18 protein-coding genes are annotated in these 18,159 nt (G+C 72.8%); 11 read left to right on the top strand and 7 right to left on the bottom strand.

Going from position 1 to position 18,159, the window contains the following annotated elements; translation table 11 throughout:
- Positions 1-26: 26 nt before the first annotated feature.
- Genes JT362_RS09575 through JT362_RS09545 form a run of 7 tightly spaced genes read left to right on the top strand, consistent with a single transcriptional unit; the run spans position 27 to position 8,126 of the window.
- The gene (locus tag JT362_RS09575; protein ID WP_260190730.1) at positions 27-929 is read left to right on the top strand and encodes an ROK family protein; all 903 of its coding nucleotides are present in this window, start codon (positions 27-29) and stop codon (positions 927-929) included.
- Positions 926-1,819, top strand: a complete 894-nt coding sequence (locus JT362_RS09570; protein WP_260190729.1) for a 1-phosphofructokinase family hexose kinase — start codon at positions 926-928, stop codon at positions 1,817-1,819. The genes JT362_RS09575 and JT362_RS09570 overlap by 4 nt, the downstream gene beginning before the upstream one ends.
- Positions 1,813-2,640 carry a class II fructose-bisphosphate aldolase gene (locus tag JT362_RS09565; RefSeq protein WP_260190728.1) on the top strand — a complete coding sequence of 276 codons (828 nt, stop codon included), beginning with the start codon at positions 1,813-1,815 and terminating at the stop codon, positions 2,638-2,640. The genes JT362_RS09570 and JT362_RS09565 overlap by 7 nt, the downstream gene beginning before the upstream one ends.
- A gap of 32 nt (positions 2,641-2,672) precedes the next feature.
- The gene (locus JT362_RS09560; RefSeq protein WP_260190727.1) at positions 2,673-2,990 is read left to right on the top strand and encodes an ArsR/SmtB family transcription factor; all 318 of its coding nucleotides are present in this window, start codon (positions 2,673-2,675) and stop codon (positions 2,988-2,990) included.
- Positions 2,983-3,924 (top strand): SRPBCC family protein, encoded by a 942-nt coding sequence (locus tag JT362_RS09555; RefSeq protein WP_260190725.1) that lies wholly within the window; start codon positions 2,983-2,985, stop codon positions 3,922-3,924. Before JT362_RS09560 ends, JT362_RS09555 begins: the two co-directional genes overlap by 8 nt.
- 36 nt (positions 3,925-3,960) lie before the next feature.
- Complete coding sequence (locus JT362_RS09550) at positions 3,961-4,287, top strand: trypco2 family protein (protein ID WP_260190724.1); 327 nt, start codon at positions 3,961-3,963, stop codon at positions 4,285-4,287.
- Positions 4,288-4,310: 23 nt separating this feature from the next.
- Entirely contained in the window at positions 4,311-8,126 is a 3,816-nt protein-coding gene (locus tag JT362_RS09545; RefSeq protein WP_260190722.1) for a tetratricopeptide repeat protein, read from the top strand.
- Here JT362_RS09545 and JT362_RS09540 read toward each other — a convergent pair.
- The 3 genes from JT362_RS09540 to JT362_RS09530 form a co-directional block, all read right to left on the bottom strand.
- Positions 8,115-9,365: an aspartate aminotransferase family protein gene (locus JT362_RS09540; RefSeq protein ID WP_260190720.1), complete on the bottom strand. Its 1,251-nt coding sequence runs from the start codon at positions 9,363-9,365 to the stop codon at positions 8,115-8,117. The genes JT362_RS09545 and JT362_RS09540 overlap by 12 nt on opposite strands.
- Positions 9,366-9,428: 63 nt before the next feature.
- Positions 9,429-10,058, bottom strand: coding sequence for an MBL fold metallo-hydrolase (locus tag JT362_RS09535; RefSeq protein WP_260190718.1), 630 nt, complete (start codon positions 10,056-10,058; stop codon positions 9,429-9,431).
- Positions 10,058-11,143, bottom strand: coding sequence for an S-(hydroxymethyl)mycothiol dehydrogenase (locus tag JT362_RS09530; protein WP_260190717.1), 1,086 nt, complete (start codon positions 11,141-11,143; stop codon positions 10,058-10,060). The genes JT362_RS09535 and JT362_RS09530 overlap by 1 nt, the downstream gene beginning before the upstream one ends.
- Positions 11,144-11,244: 101 nt before the next feature.
- Here JT362_RS09530 and JT362_RS09525 point away from each other — a divergent pair, with 101 nt between their 5' ends.
- Positions 11,245-11,658 carry a VOC family protein gene (locus JT362_RS09525; RefSeq protein ID WP_260190716.1) on the top strand — a complete coding sequence of 138 codons (414 nt, stop codon included), beginning with the start codon at positions 11,245-11,247 and terminating at the stop codon, positions 11,656-11,658.
- A gap of 36 nt (positions 11,659-11,694) precedes the next feature.
- Positions 11,695-12,600, top strand: a complete 906-nt coding sequence (locus JT362_RS09520) for an aminoglycoside phosphotransferase family protein (protein ID WP_260190715.1) — start codon at positions 11,695-11,697, stop codon at positions 12,598-12,600.
- Here JT362_RS09520 and JT362_RS09515 read toward each other — a convergent pair.
- Both JT362_RS09515 and JT362_RS09510 read right to left on the bottom strand, forming a co-directional pair.
- Positions 12,590-15,196 (bottom strand): bifunctional FO biosynthesis protein CofGH, encoded by a 2,607-nt coding sequence (locus JT362_RS09515; RefSeq protein ID WP_260190714.1) that lies wholly within the window; start codon positions 15,194-15,196, stop codon positions 12,590-12,592. The two genes, JT362_RS09520 and JT362_RS09515, sit on opposite strands and share 11 nt — an antisense overlap.
- Positions 15,197-15,232: 36 nt before the next feature.
- Positions 15,233-15,415, bottom strand: a complete 183-nt coding sequence (locus JT362_RS09510; RefSeq protein WP_260190713.1) for a hypothetical protein — start codon at positions 15,413-15,415, stop codon at positions 15,233-15,235.
- 26 nt (positions 15,416-15,441) lie between these two features.
- Between JT362_RS09510 and JT362_RS09505 the strand changes: the two genes are divergently transcribed.
- Positions 15,442-15,981, top strand: a complete 540-nt coding sequence (locus JT362_RS09505) for a CGNR zinc finger domain-containing protein (RefSeq protein WP_260190712.1) — start codon at positions 15,442-15,444, stop codon at positions 15,979-15,981.
- 9 nt (positions 15,982-15,990) lie between these two features.
- On the top strand, positions 15,991-16,641 hold the full coding sequence (locus JT362_RS09500; RefSeq protein WP_260190711.1) for a TetR family transcriptional regulator: 651 nt from the start codon (positions 15,991-15,993) through the stop codon (positions 16,639-16,641).
- Here JT362_RS09500 and JT362_RS09495 read toward each other — a convergent pair.
- Positions 16,608-17,210 carry a TetR/AcrR family transcriptional regulator gene (locus JT362_RS09495; RefSeq protein ID WP_260190710.1) on the bottom strand — a complete coding sequence of 201 codons (603 nt, stop codon included), beginning with the start codon at positions 17,208-17,210 and terminating at the stop codon, positions 16,608-16,610. The two genes, JT362_RS09500 and JT362_RS09495, sit on opposite strands and share 34 nt — an antisense overlap.
- Entirely contained in the window at positions 17,207-18,064 is an 858-nt protein-coding gene (locus JT362_RS09490; RefSeq protein WP_260190709.1) for an oxygenase MpaB family protein, read from the bottom strand. Before JT362_RS09490 ends, JT362_RS09495 begins: the two co-directional genes overlap by 4 nt.
- Between the last annotated feature and the right edge of the window lie 95 nt (positions 18,065-18,159).

Below are 18,159 nucleotides of genomic sequence, written 5' to 3'. Positions count from 1 at the left end.
CCCCACTGACCTGCGGAGGACGGGACATGCACCGGCTCGTCGCGGCGATCGACGTCGGCGGCACCTCGATCAAGGCCGCGCTCGTGGCCGAGGACCTGCGTGTCGTGCACACGCATCGCGCCGCCACCCGGCGGGTGGACGGCAGCGTCGACGTGGGACAGATCGTCGAGTTGATCGACGAGCTGCGCGCCGCGGCCGGCGACGCCAGAGTCGTCGGGGTCGGCGTCGCCGCGCCCGGGATCGTCGACGAGCGGCACGGCATCGCGCGGGCCGCGGTCAACCTCGGCTGGCGGGACCTGCCGCTGCGTGACCAACTCTCCGAGGCCGCCGGCATGCCGGTCGCGCTCGGCCACGACGTGCGCACGGGTGGCCTGGCCGAGTTCACCGTCGGCGCGGCGACCGGCAAGCCGAACGCCATGTTCGTGCCGATCGGCACCGGGATCGCGGCGGCCGTGCTGGTCGACGGCCATCGCCTCGACGCGGACGGCTACGCCGGCGAGCTGGGGCACGTGGTGGTCGATCCGCTGGGGGCGGTGTGCGGCTGCGGGACGCGCGGCTGCCTGGAGACCGTCGCGTCGGCGGCGTTCATCGCCCGCAACTACGCCGCCCGCACCGGCCGGCCGGTCACCCGGGCCGCGGAGGTCGCCGCCGCGGTCGAGGCCGGTGACCCGGACGCCGTCGCGGTGTGGTCGCGGGCCATCGACGGCCTGGCGACGGCGCTGACCACGGCGGTCACCCTGCTGGCCCCCGAGGTGGTGGCGATCGGCGGCGGCCTCGCCGAGTCCGGCGACACGCTGCTCGAACCGCTGCGCGAGTCGCTGGCGGAGCGGATGGCGTTCCAGCGGATGCCGACGCTGGTGCGGGCCGCACTGGGGGACAACGCCGGCTGCATCGGCGCCGGCATCATGGCCTGGCGGGCGGCGTCGTGATCCTGACCGTGACCCTCAACGCGGCGCTCGACGTCACCTACCACGTGCCGGCGCTGGTCCCCGGCGAGTCGCACCGGGTGTCGGAGGTCGCCGTCCGGGCCGGCGGCAAGGGCGTCAACGTCGCCAGGGTGCTGCGCGCGCTCGGCCACAACGCGCTGGTCACCGGGTTCGCGGGTGGCACCGAGATCCAGGCGGACCTCGCCGCGGCCGGCATTCCGGAGTCGCTGGTGGCCCTCGACGCCCCGGTGCGCAGGACAGTCACGGTGGTGGCCGACGGTGACGCGACGGTGCTCAACGAGCCGGGGCCCCGGGTGTCCATCTCGGACTGGTCGCGCCTGGTCGGCGACTTCCACCAGCTGGCCGAGCGGGCCGACGTGGTGGTGCTGTCCGGCAGCCTGCCGCCCGGCCTGCCCTCCGACGCCTACGCCCAGCTGATCCGCACGACCACGACCCCGGTCATCCTGGACACCTCCGGCCAGGCGCTGCTGGACGGCGTCCCCGCCGGCCCCCGGCTGGTCAAGCCGAACGCCGAGGAACTGGCGGCGGTCACCGGACACGACGACCCGCGCGCGGGTGCCGAGTGGCTGCGGGCGCGCGGAGTGGGCGCCGTCCTCGCCTCGTTCGGCGAGGACGGGCTGCTCGCCGTCACCGCCGACGGGGTGTGGCGGGCGCGGCCGGAGCCGATGCGCGGCAACCCGACCGGCGCCGGTGACGCGTGTGTCGCCGCGCTGGCCGCCGGGATCGCGGCGGGTGCCGGCTGGCCAGAACTGCTCGCCGACGCCGTGGCGCTGTCCGCGGCCGCGGTCGCGTGCCCGCTCGCCGGCGACGTCGACCTGGACATCTACCGGCGGCTCGCGCCGGACATCGAGGTGGAGGAGCTCCCATGCTGACGCCGACCGCTGACCTCGTCGACCCCGCGGCCAAGGCCGGGCGCGGCGTCGGCGCGTTCAACGTGATCCAGCTCGAGCACGCCGAGGCCCTGGTCGCCGGCGCGGAGGCGGCCGGCGCGCCGGTCGTGCTGCAGATCAGCGAGAACGCGGTGCGGTACCACGGCGCGCTGGAACCGTTGGGGCTGGCGACGTTGGCGGTCGCGCGGGCGTCGAGCGCGCCGGTCGCGGTGCACCTCGACCACGCCACCGACGTCGACCTGGTGCACGAGGCGGTCCGGCTCGGCTTCGGCTCGGTGATGTACGACGCGTCCACGATGTCCTACGAGGACAACGTGGCGGCCACCGCGGCGGTGGTGGCGCACTGCCGCGAGCGCGGGGTGTGGGTCGAGGCCGAGCTGGGTGAGGTCGGCGGCAAGGACGGCGTGCACGCGCCGGGCGTGCGCACCGACCCGGACGAGGCGAAGGCCTATGTGGAGGCGACCGGGGTGGCCGCGCTCGCCGTCGCGGTCGGCACCTCGCACGCCATGCTCACCCGCGACGCCGCGGTCGACCTGGAGCTGATCGGCCGGCTGCACGAGGCGGTCCCGGTGCCGCTGGTGCTGCACGGCTCCTCCGGGGTGCCCGACGACGACCTGCGCCGCGCCGTCGCCGCCGGCATGACGAAGATCAACATCGCGACCCAGCTGAACAAGGCGTTCACCGCGGCCGCGCGGGCGTTCCTCGCGGAGAACCCGCAGGTCGTGGACACCCGCAAGTACCTGGGTGCCGGTCGCGACGCGGTCGCCGACGAGGTCGCCCGCCTCCTGCGCGTGCTCGCCTAGCGCCTACATGCCTCGTCAGCTATATTGCTGGCATGGCATCTGCATTCGAGGTGCTGGCCGAGCCGCGCCGCCGGGAGATCCTCGATCTCCTGCGCGACGGCGAACGCCCGGTCGGCGAGCTGGTCGACCGGCTGGCGCTGACGCAGCCGACGGTGTCCAAACACCTGAAGGTCCTGCGCGGCGCCGGCCTGGTCGAGGTCCGGCAGGACGCGCAGCGCCGGTGGTACCGGCTGCGCCTGGAACCGTTGGTGGAGCTGGACGACTGGCTCGCACCATATCGTCGCATGTGGACGTCCAGTTTGGACGCACTGGAGCGGCACCTGGAGACGATGGAGGAGCCGGATGACTGAGCGCGCGACCCTGCGGACCATCGACGGCCGGCCGGTACTGCGTTTCGAACGCCGCCTCCGCCACTCCCCCGCGAAGGTGTGGCGCGCGATCAGCGACCCGGCGGAGCTGGCGCACTGGTTCCCCGCCGAGGTCGAGGCCGAGGCGCGACCCGGCGCCCCGATGCGGTTCACGTTCCCCGGCGAGGCCGTGGTCGACGGGACGTGGGACGGCGAGGTGCTGGAGGTCGACCCGCCGAAGGTCTACATGTTCCGCTGGAACCTCGACGTCCTGCGTTTCGAGCTGATCCCCGCGGGTGACGGCTGCCTGCTGGTCTTCACCCAGACGATCGGCGGCGGCGGGCGGGGCCTGCTGGGCGCCGGCCGGACCGCCACCGGCTGGGACACCTGCCTGGCGTTCCTGGCGGCCCGCCTCGACGGCGTACCGGCGACCCCGCCCGACGACACGCTGTCCCGTACCGAGGCCTACATCGAGGAGTTCGGCCTGGCCGAGGGCACCGTCCGCGAGACGCAGGACGGCTCCGAGCTGCACTTCGTCCGCGACCTGGTGTGGAAACCACTCGCCGACGTCTGGTCCCTGCTCACCGAGGACACCCAGCTCAGCGACAAGCCACCCGTACGGGCGACGAACGACCACGTCCCCGCCGGCCGCCTGCTGCACACGGATGCTCCGGACGAGCTGACCTACGAGTGGCTGCACGACAACGAGCCCGCCGGCACCGTCACCTGGCGGTTCGCCACCGACGAGGAGCTGGGCGTGCGGGTGGAGTTGACCCAGACCGTGCCCGCCCGGCTGGCGCACCTGCGGGCCGAGGCGCTGGCCGCGTGGCACGTGCAGCTGGAGCTGTTCTTCGCCGCCACCCAGGGCGAGATCCGCTGCGGCTGGCCGGCGGACCGGGTGGCCGAACTGACCGAGCACTACCGGAGGGTCGACTAGGGTTGTCCGGCAGTGGCGGCTACTGCTGGGGTGGACATGGAGATCGAGCTGGCGGACGCGGTGTCGGCGGTCCGGGACGAGCTGCTGACGGCCGCCGCCCGGGCCGCCGGAGCTGACATCGAGTTCGTGGTCGGGCCGGTGGAGCTGGAGTTCGCCCTCGAGCTCAGGGCGGACACCAAGGCGAAGGCCGGCTTCAAGGCCTGGGTGGTCTCCGGTGACGTCGAGGCGGGCGCGGCCCGGGCAAGGACGCACCGGGTGAAGGTCACGCTGACGCCGCGGCGCGCGGGTGGCGGCGACCTGCTGGTCTCCGCCGACCCGGACGGCGAGGATTCGGGCGACCTGTCCGGGCACATCGGGCGCTGAGGTCCGCTGTGGACGGTCGCCGGGTGGTGCGGGTCCACGGCTCCGGGTCCGGCTACGTCCTCGACCGGTGCCTGGTCCTGACGTCGGCCCACGTCGTCGGTGCCGAAGGCGGCGAGACCCACGTACGACCACTGGGCGGCGCCGACCGGTACCGGGCCACGGTGGTCTGGCGCGGCACGCCCGGCGGCCGGGACGACGCCGCGCTGGTGCTGGTCGAGGACCCGCGCTGGCGGCCGCCGACGGGGTCGGGGGTGCGCTGGGGCCGCACGGTGACCCACCGCCCGGGCATCCCGTGCGAGACCTGGGGTTACCCGGACTTCATGCGCCGGGAGGGACAGCCCGCGGACACCGCGCACGCCAGCGGGACGATCAACCTGGGTGACCGGTACGTGGGCGACCGCTACGTGCTGAACCTGACCGGGCTCCCGCCGGAAGGCACGTCGCCGTGGGCCGGACTCTCCGGCGCCCCGGTGTTCTGCGGCGACCTGCTGGCCGGCGTGGTCACGATCGACCCGGCGCGGCGCGGGCACGCGGCGCTGGAGGCGGTTCCGGTCTACGTGCTGCACCACGACCGGCGGTTCCGCGAGGTGCTGGCCGAGCACACCGGGCGGCGGATGACGCTGGCGCCGATCGAGTGGCAGGACCTGGCCGAGCCCCACGTCCCCGGCGGCGTCCCGTCACCGGCGGCCCTGCTGGTGGCGTCCCGGCAGGTGGTGCCGTTCCGCGGGCGCGCCGAGGTCATGGCCCGGCTGCGAGCCTGGGCGGACCGGCCGGGGTTCGGCGCGTGGCTGCTGCACGGACCGGGCGGCCAGGGCAAGACACGTCTCGCGGTGCACTGCGCGCAGGCCCTCACCGACGAGGGCTGGGCGGTCCTGTGGCTCGGCCAGCACGCCGCCGAGGTGGACGCCCTGGCCGACGCGGCCGTGCCGACGCTGGTCGTGGTCGACTACGCCGAGACGCACACCGAGCAGGTGGTCCGGGTACTGCACGCCCTGGCCCGCCACGGCGGCGCCACCCCGGTCAAGGTGCTGATGCTGGCCAGGACCACCGGTTCGTGGTGGACGGCGCTGACGTCCGAGGACGCCACGGTGGAAGCGCTGCTCGACGGCACCATCGAGCACGCCCTCGGCGAGCTGGAACCAGAGCCGAACGGCCGCCGGCAGGCGTACCGCGCGGCCGTCGACGCGTTCGCCGCCGCCCTGCCCCACGTCCCGGACCTGGCCGAACACCCGTGGGCAGAGCTGGCCGCGAACCTGCCCGATCCGGTGCTGGACGACCAGACCGCGCTGACCCTGCACATGACCGCGCTCGCCGACCTGCTCGACGCGGCGCACCCGCTGACCGGCCGCGACTTCGCCGTGGAGGACCGGGTGCTGCGCCACGAGCGGCGGTACTGGACGAGGGCGGCGCAGGGGGTGCTGTCCGCGCTCAGCATGGAGGCGCTGACCGACGCCCTGGCCGCGGCCGTCCTGCTCGGCGCCGAGACCCGCGAGGAGGCCGACGCCCTGCTGGCGCGGGTGCCCCGGCTGGCGGACCAGACCCGGGACCGTCGCGCCGCGGTCCGCGAGTGGATCGCGGGCCTGTACCCGCCGTGGGGCGCGTTACAACCGGATCGGTTGGCGGAACGGTTCGTCGGCCGCCAGGTCCAGCGGAACCCCGATCTGGTCCCCGCGCTGGTCCCCGGCGCCACCCACACCCAGGCCACACAGCTGCTCACGGTGTACGCCCGCGCCGCCGCGCACCGCGCGTTCGCCGGCTCCCTCGACGACGGGCTGTCCGCACTGTCTGCCGGCGGGCTGGCCGTCGCCGCCATCGAGGTCGCGACCCGGGTGGAGGCGCCCGGTCCTCTGTTGGCCGGCCTGCAACGCGTCATCGACGACCCGGACACCGAGGTCGCCGACCTGGCCCGGCTGAACGAGCACCTACCCCCGTACAGCCATGCCCTGGCCGAGGTGGCCGCGCGCCTCACCCGACGTCTGGTCGTCGAGCACCGCCGCCTCGCCGGGCCCGACCTCGCCGGCAGCCTGAACGACTTCGCCGTGCGGGTGGGGGCGCTGGGGCGGTGGGAGGAGGCGCTGGCGGCGATCACCGAAGCCGTCGCCCTTCGGCGTGACCTGGCGCGGACCGGATCGGACGCTCACCTCGCCGACCTCGCCAGGAGCGTCCACAACCGCTCCACCTATCTGGTGGCGGCGGGACGGTGGGAGGACGCGCTGGCGGCGATCAGCGAAGCCGTCGCGATCCGACGGGAGCTGGCAGGCGCCCACCCCGACGCCCACCTCCCCGACCTGGCCCTGAGCATCCACAACCTCGCCGACGCCTTCACGCACGTCGGGCGGCGAGAACAGGCGTTGGCCGCGATCACCGAGGCCACCGACATCTACCGTCACGCGGTGCAGCTGCGGCCTGACGCCTTCCGCCCCTACCTCGCGCTGAGCCTGAAGAACCGCGCCGAACGGCTGGGCGAGCTGGGACAACGGAAGGACGCGCTGCGCGCGATCACCGAAGCCACCGACATCTACCGCGAGCTGGCCCGCTCCCTGCCGGACGCCTACCGCCCCCACCTTTCGTCGGCCCTCACCTCGCTCGCCAACAGCCTGGCGGAATCGGGACGACGTGCGGAGGCGCTGGCGCCCGTTGTCGAAGCCGTCGCCATCCAGCGCGACCTGGCACAGGAGCGACCGGACACCTTCCACCCCAGCCTCGCGCTGAGCCTGCACCACCTCGCCGAACGCCTGGGAGCCCTGGGGCAGCGGGAGGAGGCGACCGCGGCGATCGCGGAGGCCGTCGCCATCCAGCGCGATCTGGCACGGGAGCGGCCGGACACCTTCCGTCCCGCTCTCGCGCTGAGACTGGTCAACTTCGCCAACCGGCTGGGTGACGTGGGTCAGCACGAACGGGCTCTCGCCGAGATCACCGAGGCCACCGACATCTACCGCGAGCTGACGCGAGCCCAGCCGGACACCTACCGACCCGGTCTCGCACTGAGCCTGGCCGTCCTTTCCGGTCGGTTGGCCGACGTGGGTCGCCGCGAACAGGCGCTGGCCGCCATCACGGAGTCCACCGACACCTACCGCGAGCTGACGCGCGCTCGTCCCGGCATCTTCCGCGCCCACCTCGCCCAGAACCTGAACAACCTTTCCCTGCGCCTGGTGGAGCTGGGACGGCAGGAGGAAGCCCTGCACACGATCACCGAAGCCGTCGGCATCCGCCGCGACCTGGCACAGGCCGAGCCCGACGCCTTCCGAACCGATCTCGCGGACAGCCTCACCAACCTGGCCAACCGGCTGGGAGACCGGGGGCGACCGGCGGAAGCGCTGGCCGCGGTCACCGAAGCCATCGGCATCTACCGCGAGTCGGCATCCGGTCAGCCGGACGCGTTCCGCCCCGTGCTCGCCATGGCCCTGAACAACCTCGCCACCTGGCTGGTCAGCGTGGGACGGCTGACGGAGGCGCTGGACGCGATCAACGAAGCCGTCGCCATTCGGCGCGAACTGGCACGAGCCCAACCCGACGCCTTCCGGCCCGGCCTCGCCGAGAGTCTGAACAACCGGGCCCTGGTCGTGGGCGCGGCGGACGGCGTGCCGGCGATGCGGGAAGCCGTCGGGATCTACCGCGAGTTGGCGCGGGCGCGGCCGGACGCGTTCCTGCACTACCTTGCCGGGAGCCTGAACAACCTCGCCGTGCTGCTCGCGGACCACGGGCAGCACGGCGAGGCGCTCGAGGCGATCAACGAAGCCGTCGCCATTCGGCAGGAGTTGGCACGGGTTCGGCCTGCGGTGCACCAGGCCGAGCTGGAACAGTCGCTGTGGGTGCGGGACCAGCTCTCAGACCGCTGAGGTCACGGCCTCCCGCCACAGCCCCAGGCCCTCGTCGATCTGCTCGGCGTTCACGACCAGCGGCGGGATCATCCGCACCACGTTGCCGGCGGCGCCGCAGGTCAGCAGGAGCAGGCCCGCCGCCGACGCCGCCTGCTGCACCCGCGTCGCCGCGGCCGCGTCCGGGGCGCCGTCGGAGTCGACGAACTCGTTGCCCAGCATCAGGCCCAGCCCGCGCACGTCGCCGATCGCCGGGACGTCGGCGGCGACCTTGGCCAAGCCCTCGCGCAGCCGGGTGCCCATCGCGGCCGCGTTGTCCACCAGGCCCTCGGACTGGACCACGTCCAGGGTCGCCAGCGCGGCCGCGCAGGCGACCGCGTTGCCGCCGTAGGTGCCGCCCTGCGAACCCGGCCACGCCTTCGCCATCAGGTCCTTCGACGCGGCGATGGCCGACAGCGGGAACCCACTGGCCAGGCCCTTCGCCGTGATCACGACGTCCGGGCGGACGTCGAAGTGGTCGTGGCCCCAGAACCGGCCGGTCCGGCCGAAGCCGGTCTGCACCTCGTCGACCACCAGCAGGATCCCGTGCCGGTCCGCGCGCTCGCGCAGGCCCTGCATGAACTCCGTGTTCGCCGGTACGTAGCCGCCCTCGCCGAGCACCGGCTCCACGAAGAACGCCGCCGTCTCGGCCGGGGAGGACATCGTCGCCAGCACGTAGTCCAGCTCGCGCAGCGCGAACCGGGTCGCCTCCTGCTCGCTCCAGCCGTACCGGTAGGCCGTGGGGAACGGCGCCACCGCGACCCCGCCCATCAGCGGCGCGAACCCGGCGCGGAACTTCGTGGCCGACGTGGTCATCGACGCCGCGCCGACGGTCCGCCCGTGGAACGACCCGTGGAACACCAGGACGTTCGGCCGGCCGGTGGCGTGCCGGGACAGCCGCAGGGCGGCCTCGACCGCCTCGCTGCCGGAGTTCACGTAGAACAACGCGTCCAGCCCGGACGGCAGCACCTCGCCGAGCCGCTCCGAGAGCGTCAGCAGCGGCCGGTGCATCACGGTCGTGTACTGGCCGTGGATGAGCTTCCCGGCCTGCTCACGCACGGCCTCGACGACCCGAGGATGGCAGTGCCCGGTGCTGGTCACGCCGATCCCGGCGGTGAAGTCGAGATACCGGCGCCCGTCCTCGCCGTAGAGGTACACGCCCTCGCCGCGTTCGGCGAGCACCGGCGTGGCCTGCTTGAGAATCGGGGACAACCCAGCCATCAGCACAACCCTCCTCGTAGATTGTCGACAATCCTACGACCTGGGTGGCCCCCGGGGCCAGTCCTAGTGTCCGCGGGCTATCCATTCGTCGAGGTGAGGTTGCTCATCGCCGATTCTGGTGTCGTCGCCGTGGCCGGTGTGCACGACCGTGTCCGGCGGCAGGGTGAGCAGCCGGTTCCGGATGGAGTCGACGATCGTCGGGAAGTCCGAGTACGAGCGACCGGTGGCGCCGGGACCGCCGTTGAACAGCGTGTCCCCGGTGAACACGACACCCAGGTCGGGCACGTGCAGGCACACGGCGCCGGGCGCGTGGCCCGGGGTGTGCAGCACGTGGACCCGCGTGCCGGCGACGTTCAGCACCTCGTTGTCCGCGAGTTCACCGGTCGGGCGGGCCTCGGCGTGCGCGAGCCGCCACAGCACGTCGTCGGCCGGGTGCAGCAGCACGGGGGCGTCGACCAGCTCGGCCAGCGCCGGGGCGGCGTTGACGTGGTCGTCGTGCCCGTGCGTGCAGGCGATCGCGAGGACGTCACGCTCCCCCACCGCGGCGGCGATGGCGTCGGCGTCGTGCGCGGCGTCGATCACCAGGACCTGTTCGTCGTCGCCGAGGAGCCAGACGTTGTTGTCGACCTCCCAGCTGCCGCCGTCGAGGTTGAAGGTTCCGGAGGTGACGACCTTCTCCACCCGGACCGCCATCAGAAGACCACCACCGAGCGCAGCACGTCGCCGTGGTGCATCTTGGTGAAGGCGTCCTCGACCTGGGTCGGGGTGATCTTCTCGGTGACGAAGGCGTCGAGGTCGAGCCTGCCCTGCTGGTACAGGTCGATGAGGTAGGGGAAGTCGCGGGAGGGCAGGCAGTCGCCGTACCAGCTGGACTTGAGCGAGCCGCCGTGCGAGAAGAAGTCGATCATCGGCATCTCGAGCCGCATGTCCGGGGTCGGCACGCCGACCAGCACGACGGTGCCGGCGAGGTCGCGGGCGTAGAAGGCCTGCTTCCAGGTCTCCGGCCGCCCGACCGCCTCGATCACGACGTCCGCGCCGAACCCGCCGGTCAGCTCCTTGACCGCCTCGACGACGTCGACGTCCTTCGCGTTCACCGTGTGCGTGGCGCCGAACTTCTTCGCCCACTCCAGCTTCCGCTCGTCCAGGTCGACGGCGATGATCTTCGTGGCCCCGGCGATCGCCGCGCCGGCGATCGAGGCGCACCCGACACCGCCGCACCCGATGACCGCGACGCTGTCACCGCGGGTGACGTTCCCGGTGTTCACCGCGGCACCGATGCCGGCCATGATCCCGCAGCCGAGCAGCCCGGCGGCCTCCGGCGCCGCGTCCGGGTCGACCTTCGTGCACTGTCCGCTGTGGACGAGCGTCTTCTCGGCGAACGCCCCGATCCCGAGCGCCGGGGTCAGCGCGGTGCCGTCGGTGAGGGTCATCGGCTGCGACGCGTTGAAGGTCGAGAAGCAGTACCAGGGGCGGCCGCGCAGGCAGGCGCGGCAGGTGCCGCAGACCGCGCGCCAGTTGAGGATGACGTAGTCCCCCGGCTCGAGATCGGTGACCCCGTCGCCGACCGACTCCACGACGCCCGCGGCCTCGTGCCCGAGGAGGAAGGGAAATTCGTCGTTGATCCCGCCCTCGCGGTAGTGCAGGTCGGTGTGGCAGACCCCACAGGCCTGGACGCGCACCACTGCCTCGCCGGGCCCGGGGTCGGGAACCACGATCGTCTCGATCTCGACCGGCGCGCCCTTCGCCCTGGCGATGACGCCCCGAACCTCTTGTGCCATGTGCCACCTCGTTCTCTCATGCACCGATGCCTACGTGTACTTCTACCAGTCGAGTGCACTTGCGGACAGATAATGACCGCAAGCCCTGCCAGGCTGTCGCCATGACGACCTTGCACGCCTACCTGAGCTACCGCGACGCACCGACCGCCCTCGACTGGCTGGCGCGAGCGTTCGGTTTCGAGACCACCATGCGCTACGACGCCGACAATGGCACGGTGGCCCACGCCGAAGCCCGCCTCGACGACGTCGCGATCATCGTCTTCTCCGACGACGGCGCCGGCTACGACCGCCCGGCACCACGGGACGAGGCCGTCGGCCAGGGCATGTACCTGGCCGTGGCGGCCGAGTCCGACGTGGACGCGGCCTGGGAACGCGCCCTCGCCGCCGACGCGACCCCCGTGTGGAAGCCGGAAGGGACCGAGTGGGGCAACTACCGCTGCCGCGTCCGCGACCCCGAGGGCTACGAGTGGACCTTCGGCACCCACAAACCAGGCGAACCCGCCGGCGACTGGTGAACTCAGCGAGTCCCGCGCTCAGTACTGTGGCTTCGCATGGCCGACACCGCGATCGAGGTGACCGCGGACCTGGTTCGCGACCTGCTGCGGGACCAGCATGCAGACCTTGCGGGGCTGCCCATCCGTGAGGTGGCGGGCGGCTGGGGCAACCACATGTGGCGTCTCGGGGACAAGTTGGCCGTGCGGATGCAGCGCATGGACCCCACCCCGGCGCTCCAGTTCAAGGAGCGGCGATGGCTACCCGTGCTGGCCCCACGCCTGCCCCTCCCGGTACCGACCCCGGTGCGGTTCGGCGAACCGTCCGAGCGCTTCCCCAAGCACTGGACCGTGATGACCTGGGTTGCCGGCGAACCGCTCGACCACGGCTCGATCACCCGCAGCACCCACGCGGCCGACACGCTGGCGGGTTTCCTCCGGGCGCTCCATGTGGCGGCGCCCGCTGACGCGCCGGGCAGTACGGACCGTGGTGCTCATCCCAGGGACTGCACGGACGGCTTCGAGAACTTCCTCCGGGCCGTCAACCCCGACGACATCGCCGCCGATGTCCGGGCCGTCTGGACCGACGCCGTCGCGGCCGACGCGTGGGTGGGCCCGCCGGTGTGGGTGCACGGCGACCTCCATCCCGCGAACGTCGTCGTCTCGGCCGGAACGCTCTCGGGCGTCGTCGACTTCGGTGACCTGTTCGCCGGCGATCCTGCGTGGGACCTCGCCGCCGCCTGGGTGCTGCTTCCCCCGGGCGCCGCCGGACGGTTCTTCGACACGTACGCGCGGGCGGACGAGTCGACGATCCGGCGCGCCCGCGGGCTGGCCGCGATGAAGAGCCTCTTCCTGATGCTCATGGGGCAGAACGGAGACCGGGGTCTTCCCGGCGGCAAGCCGCACTGGGGACCCGCGGGCCGGGCCGCACTCGATCGTGTTCTGGAGGGTGCCCTCAGCCGCTGACCAGTGGGAGCAGGTTCGGGCGCCACACGCCGTCGTGTTCGCGGGCCGTGGTGAGGCGTTCCGCCGGGACCTCGCCGTAGGTGGTGGTGCGCTGGCGGGCCGGGCGGCCGGCCGCGTGCGCGAGGGCCTCCAGGTCGGCGATCGTCTTGTAGCTGCCGTTCTCGGAACCGGCCATGCGGCTGATGGTCTCCTCCATCAGGGTGCCGCCCAGGTCGTTGACGCCGCCACGCAGTACGTCGACCACGCCCGGAGTGCCCAGCTTGACCCAGCTCGTCTGGATGTTCTGGATCCGGCCGTGCAGCAGCAGCCGCGCCAGGGCGTGCACGGCGCGGTTCTCCAGGTGCGTCGGGCCGGGCCTGGCGATACCGGCCAGGTACAGCGGAGCGTTCGTGTGCACGAACGGCAGCAGGACGAACTCCGTGAAACCACCGGTTCGTGCCTGTAGGTCCCGGATGAGCTTGATGTGGGCGACCCAGTGTGACGGGTTGTCGACGTGCCCGTACATCATCGTCGACGTGGTCGGGATGCCGAGTTCGTGCGCGGTCGTCACGACCTCGATCCAGGACGCCGTGGGCAGCTTGCCCTTGGTCAGGATCCAGCGCACGTCGTCGTCGAGGATCTCGGCCGCCGTGCCGGGTAGGGAGTCCACTCCGGACTCGCGGGCCGCGGTCAGCCAGTCGCGCACGGACAGGTTCGTCCTGGACGCGCCGTTCACCACCTCCATCGGCGAGAACGCGTGCACGTGCAGGCCCGGCGCCCGCCGCTTGACCTCGGCGGCGATGTCGAAGTACGCCGTCCCCGGCAGGTCCGGGTGGATGCCGCCCTGCATGCACACCTCGGTCGCGCCGACCTCCCAGGCCTGCGTCGCCCGCTGCCCCACCTGCTCCAGGGACAGCGTGTAGGCGTCGCTGTCGGTGCGTCGCTGCGCGAACGCGCAGAACCGGCACCCGGTGTAGCAGACGTTGGTGAAGTTGATGTTCCGGGTGACCACATAGGTCACCTCGTCACCGACCGTGTCCCGGCGGACGTCGTCGGCCAGCGCGGCCAGCGCGGTGATCTCCGCGCCCTCGTTGGCGGACAACAACAGCATGGCGTCCTCATCGGACAGTCCACTCGGGTCAGACTCGGCACGCAGCAGCGCGGCGGAGAAGTCCCGGCGCAGCGTTTCGGACGGCCCGGACGCGGCGGCGGTCGGCGGCGCGGAAACCTGTGCCCGCAACGACTCCCAGTCCCCGTACACCGAGTCGAAGTCGTCGCGGCGGTCCGCGGTCCTGCCCTCGGTGTCGATCGACGCGTGCAGGTCGGTACGGCCCGACGACACCAGCGCGACCTCGGGTTCCTGCCACGGGCGGCCGACCGGAGCGGACCCCGTCGCGGCCAGGCCGATCGCCGGATCGGCCAGCGCGGCGACGTGGCCGGCGACCCTCGGGTCCAGCCACGGCTCGCCCCGCAACACGTACTCCGGGTAGATCGGCAGCCGCTCGGCGAGCGTGAACCCGGCCGCGGACGTGTGCCGGGTGAGCGTCTCCTCCTGCGGCCACGGCCGTTCCGGGTTGACGTGATCCGGCGTGAGCGGCGAGACACCGCCCCAGTCGTCGATGCCGGCGCGCAGCAGCAGCTCGAACTCGCCGCCGATCAGGTTCGGCGGGGCCTGGATGCGCATCCTTGGGCCGAGTACGAGGCGGGCGACCGCGACGGTCGCCGCCAGCTCCTCGAGAGTCGCGTCGGCCATGCCGGCCATGGCGGTGTCCGGCTTGGCGCGGAAGTTCTGCACGATGACTTCCTGGATGCCGCCGTACTGGCGCGCGACGCCGCGGATGGCGAACAGCGAGTCGACCCGTTCGGCCAGCGTCTCGCCGATGCCGATGAGGATGCCCGTGGTGAACGGCACCGAGCTGCGGCCGGCGTCCTCCAGCACGCGCAGCCGGACCGCGGGCTCCTTGTCCGGCGAGCCGTAGTGCGGGCCGCCCTTCTCCGACCACAGCCGGGTGGCGGTCGTCTCCAGCATCATGCCCATCGACGCCGACACCGGCTTGAGCCGCTGGAAGTCGGTCCAGCTCAGCACGCCGGGGTTGAGGTGCGGCAGCACCCCGGTCTCCTCCAGGACCTTGATCGACATCGCGCGCACGTAGGAGAGCGTGTCCGGGTAGCCGGCCTCCTCCAGCCACTCGCGCGCCGCGGTCCAGCGGTCCTCCGGCCGGTCGCCGAGGGTGAACAGGACTTCCTTGCACCCCAGTTCGGCGCCGCGCCGGACGATGTCCAGGATCTCGTCCTCGCTGAGGAACGCCGAGGGCACCCGGCCGGGCACGGTGGCGAAGGTGCAGTAGTGGCAGCGGTCCCGGCAGAGCTTGGTGAGCGGCACGAACACACTGCGCGAGTAGGTGATGACGCCCTCGCGGCCGGCCGCGGCGAGGCCGGCGTCCCGCACCCGGGACGCGGCGGCGAGCAGGTCGTCGAGTTGTTCACCGCGTGCGTGCAGGAGCGTCTCGGCCTCGGTGCGGTCGAGGGTCACCCCGTCGCGCGCCCGGCGCAGCGCCCGGCGGACGGCCGACTCGGTGGGCACGAAGCCATCGGGCACGGGCGCCGTCACGGGCATTCCTCCTGGTGAACGTACGGTCGGTACCCGCCCACGCTAGCCGCCATGGTCATGTTCATCGACAACCTCCCGGCGTGGCGGATCATTCCGCGCGGCGACGCCGATCGGTTCGGCGTTGAGCAGGACGCGGGTCAGGCCGCAGAGACATGCCTGGTAGCGGACCCAGCCGTCGCTCGTGACGTGGCTCGAGGTGGTCTCCCAGCGGTGCGCGGCGGTCATGGTGGCCAGTCTGCTGTAATGGTCCTGTGCACCTGAACCCTTACGGCGAGGATCCGGTCCGGTTCGCGGTCGACCTGGCCGCCGCGCCACCACGGACGGCCGGGGAGCTGACCGCCCGGTGTGTCGAGGCGGGCGTGGTGGTCGAACGGGCGGGCACGGACCGGGACGTCGCCGAGGTCGCGGTGTTCCTGGAGCGCTGGCTGGCGGTGGTGGACAGCGGGGACCACCGGGAGCGGGCCGGGCTGCTGAACGCGCTGCTGGCGGAGTCGGCGTCGAGCCCTCGGCTGACGGACCACTCCGGCAACGGCTGGCACCTCCACTACCGGGAGCCCGACCTGTCGCTGGCCGGCGTGCTGCGCGCGCTGATCAGCGTCGGGACGGCGCTGCACCTCGCCGGGCGCGGCATGGACCGGCTGCACCGCTGCGCACTCGCCGACTGCCACCGCCCGTTCGCCGACTTCAGCCGAGGCGGGCGGCAGCGCTACTGCTCACCCGCGTGCGCCAACCGCGACGCGGTCCGCCGGCACCGGGCACGCACCACGAGCCCGGTGAGATCCGCCACATAAAATGACCGGATGCCCGCGCGGAGGTCCAAGACCGGACTGACCCAGCAGGAACGCCGTGCCGCGATGCGCAAGCGCCTGCTCGACGCGACGGTCGACTGCCTGGTCCGGTACGGCTACACGGGCACCACGACGACCAGGGTCACCGAGCTCGCCGGCGTCACCCGAGGGGCGCAGGTGCACCACTTCCCCACCCGCGCCGACCTGGTCGCCGCCACCGTGCGGCACCTCGCGGCGTTGCGGGTGTCGCTGGCGTCCGACCGGGTCCACGCCGTGCGGCAGGCGCCGGACCCGCTCGAAGCAGCCCTCGACCTGCTGTGGGAGATCCACGACGGCCCGGTCATGTGGGCGACGATGGAGCTGTGGGTGGCCGCCCGCACCGACCCCGGACTGCGCGAACAACTCGTCGAGGCCGAGCCCGCGGCGCGGGCGGCACTGCTGGAGCTGGCCGGGACGGCGTTCGGCGCGCACGCGGACGAGCCGCGGCTCCGGCACGTCATGGACACCGCGCTGGACACCGCGCGCGGGGTGCGGCTGCTCGGGCTGGCCGACCCGGACCCGGCGGAGCTGACGGCCCGGTGGAAGCGGGCCAAGGCCGACCTGCGGCTGCTCGTGGCGGCCGTCGCGGCTCAGGTACCGGACCGCATCAACGGGGCGAGGTAGCCGCGGGCGAACGCGCGCACGGAGTCGTCGGTGTCCAGCGGGATGGCGCCGCGCGGCATCAGGGTGAACGAGATCGCGAGGCGCACGAACACCTCCGCCACTCCTTCGGGCGTACGGCCCTCGATCGGGTCGGACTCGGGTGACTGCCGGACCAGGAAGTCGCGGGCGGCGGCGACCACCAGGTGCCCGTCGGTGGTCAGGTACGGCAGCAGCGCCTCGGGGTCGGAGGCGAGCAGGCGGTTGAGCAGCGGATCGGTGCTGGCGTAGCGGACGCCGACGACGAACCCCTCGACCAGGCGTTCCTCGGCGGTGTCCTGGTCGGCGACGGCGGCGGCGATGCTGCCGAAGAACCGCCGGCACTCGCGGATGAGCACCGCCTGCACGAGGGCGTCCTTGCCGTCGAAGCGCCGGTACAAGGTCGCCCGGGAGATTCCGGCCCGGCGGGCGACGACGTCCACCGTGGTCCGGCGCAGGCCGTAGGCCAGGAACTCCTCGAGGGCGGCGTCCAGCACGGTCTCGCCGACCGGGTCCGGCTCCGGCCCGTTCAGCACCAGGTCGAGGAGGTTCACCTGCCCGATGGTCCCACCCCGGCCCGCCGGAAGCCCTGCCGTGCGCGTTCGGTGTACCTGAACCGCGGCGGCACGACGCGCCAGGACGTGGCGACCGCGCGCCGGAACCACCGGTGTCGCCGCTCGTCGCGGTCGGTCCACCGCTCGCCGATCTGCCGGCGTACGGGGTCGGGCAGCGTGCCGACGGAGATCCACCACAGCGGCTTGGCGGTCGGCCTGCGCAGTGCCCGGTAGAGCGGGGCGGGCACCAGCGGGAACGTGGCGGGCGGCTCCTTGGCGAACTCGATCAGACCCCGGGCGGCCGGGGTGATCACGAGTTCCTCGCGGCACATGCGGTCGAAGTAGGCGCGGAAGCCGGCCCAGTCCGGCGGCACGATCCGGTCGCTGACGCCGTACGCGCGGAACACCCGGCGCGATTCGGCGTAGAGCTGTTCGGACTCCGCGTCGCTCATCCGGTGGTCGAAGAGGTCGATCATCTGGTACAGCGCGTCGAAGATCGTGGCGTGCGCCCAGAAGAAAACCTCGGGGTCGAGGGCGTGGTAGCGGTCGCCCCGGCCGTCCACGCCCTTGATGTCGTTGTGGTACTCCCGGATGCGCCGCGCGGTGCGGGCGCCGTCCGGCCAGTCGAAGGTGACGCCCTGGATCTCGGGGACCGAGCGCAGGACGCGCTCCCACGGCTCGTTGAAGAAGTCGGAGTGCTGCTCGACGCCAGCACCGAGACCGGGATGCATGAGCTGCAGCAGACCGGCCTTGACCAGCAGCAGGTAGCCGCGGACCTCGCCGGCCCACCGCCAGTGCAGCGAGCCGGGACCGGGGAGGTCCACGCCGACCCGTTCGAGTGCGTCCGCCGTCACCGCGACCTCCCGAGTCGATGAGACATTCTTGAATCTGTGTATCACACGTTGCGCGCATTTGGGGCTTTTCGTCGGGTCCGGCGCGGCTTAGCGTT

It is taken from the genome of Actinophytocola gossypii, from assembly GCF_025165815.1.
Classification (GTDB): Bacteria; Actinomycetota; Actinomycetes; order Mycobacteriales; family Pseudonocardiaceae; genus Actinophytocola; species Actinophytocola gossypii.
Note: the sequence above shows the minus strand (reverse complement) of the source record. Positions and strands in the feature narration are given on the sequence as shown.

Excerpts from the sequence above, each read along its gene's own strand:
- JT362_RS09575 (WP_260190730.1), top strand. The coding sequence starts at position 27 with ATGCACCGGCTCGTCGCGGCGATCGACGTCGGCGGCACCTCGATCAAG.
- JT362_RS09565 (WP_260190728.1), top strand. The coding sequence starts at position 1,813 with ATGCTGACGCCGACCGCTGACCTCGTCGACCCCGCGGCCAAGGCCGGG.
- JT362_RS09560 (WP_260190727.1), top strand. The coding sequence starts at position 2,673 with ATGGCATCTGCATTCGAGGTGCTGGCCGAGCCGCGCCGCCGGGAGATC.
- JT362_RS09555 (WP_260190725.1), top strand. The coding sequence starts at position 2,983 with ATGACTGAGCGCGCGACCCTGCGGACCATCGACGGCCGGCCGGTACTG.
- JT362_RS09550 (WP_260190724.1), top strand. The coding sequence starts at position 3,961 with ATGGAGATCGAGCTGGCGGACGCGGTGTCGGCGGTCCGGGACGAGCTG.
- JT362_RS09540 (WP_260190720.1), bottom strand. The coding sequence starts at position 9,365 with ATGGCTGGGTTGTCCCCGATTCTCAAGCAGGCCACGCCGGTGCTCGCC.
- JT362_RS09535 (WP_260190718.1), bottom strand. The coding sequence starts at position 10,058 with ATGGCGGTCCGGGTGGAGAAGGTCGTCACCTCCGGAACCTTCAACCTC.
- JT362_RS09530 (WP_260190717.1), bottom strand. The coding sequence starts at position 11,143 with ATGGCACAAGAGGTTCGGGGCGTCATCGCCAGGGCGAAGGGCGCGCCG.
- JT362_RS09525 (WP_260190716.1), top strand. The coding sequence starts at position 11,245 with ATGACGACCTTGCACGCCTACCTGAGCTACCGCGACGCACCGACCGCC.
- JT362_RS09520 (WP_260190715.1), top strand. The coding sequence starts at position 11,695 with ATGGCCGACACCGCGATCGAGGTGACCGCGGACCTGGTTCGCGACCTG.
- JT362_RS09515 (WP_260190714.1), bottom strand. The coding sequence starts at position 15,196 with ATGCCCGTGACGGCGCCCGTGCCCGATGGCTTCGTGCCCACCGAGTCG.
- JT362_RS09510 (WP_260190713.1), bottom strand. The coding sequence starts at position 15,415 with ATGACCGCCGCGCACCGCTGGGAGACCACCTCGAGCCACGTCACGAGC.
- JT362_RS09500 (WP_260190711.1), top strand. The coding sequence starts at position 15,991 with ATGCCCGCGCGGAGGTCCAAGACCGGACTGACCCAGCAGGAACGCCGT.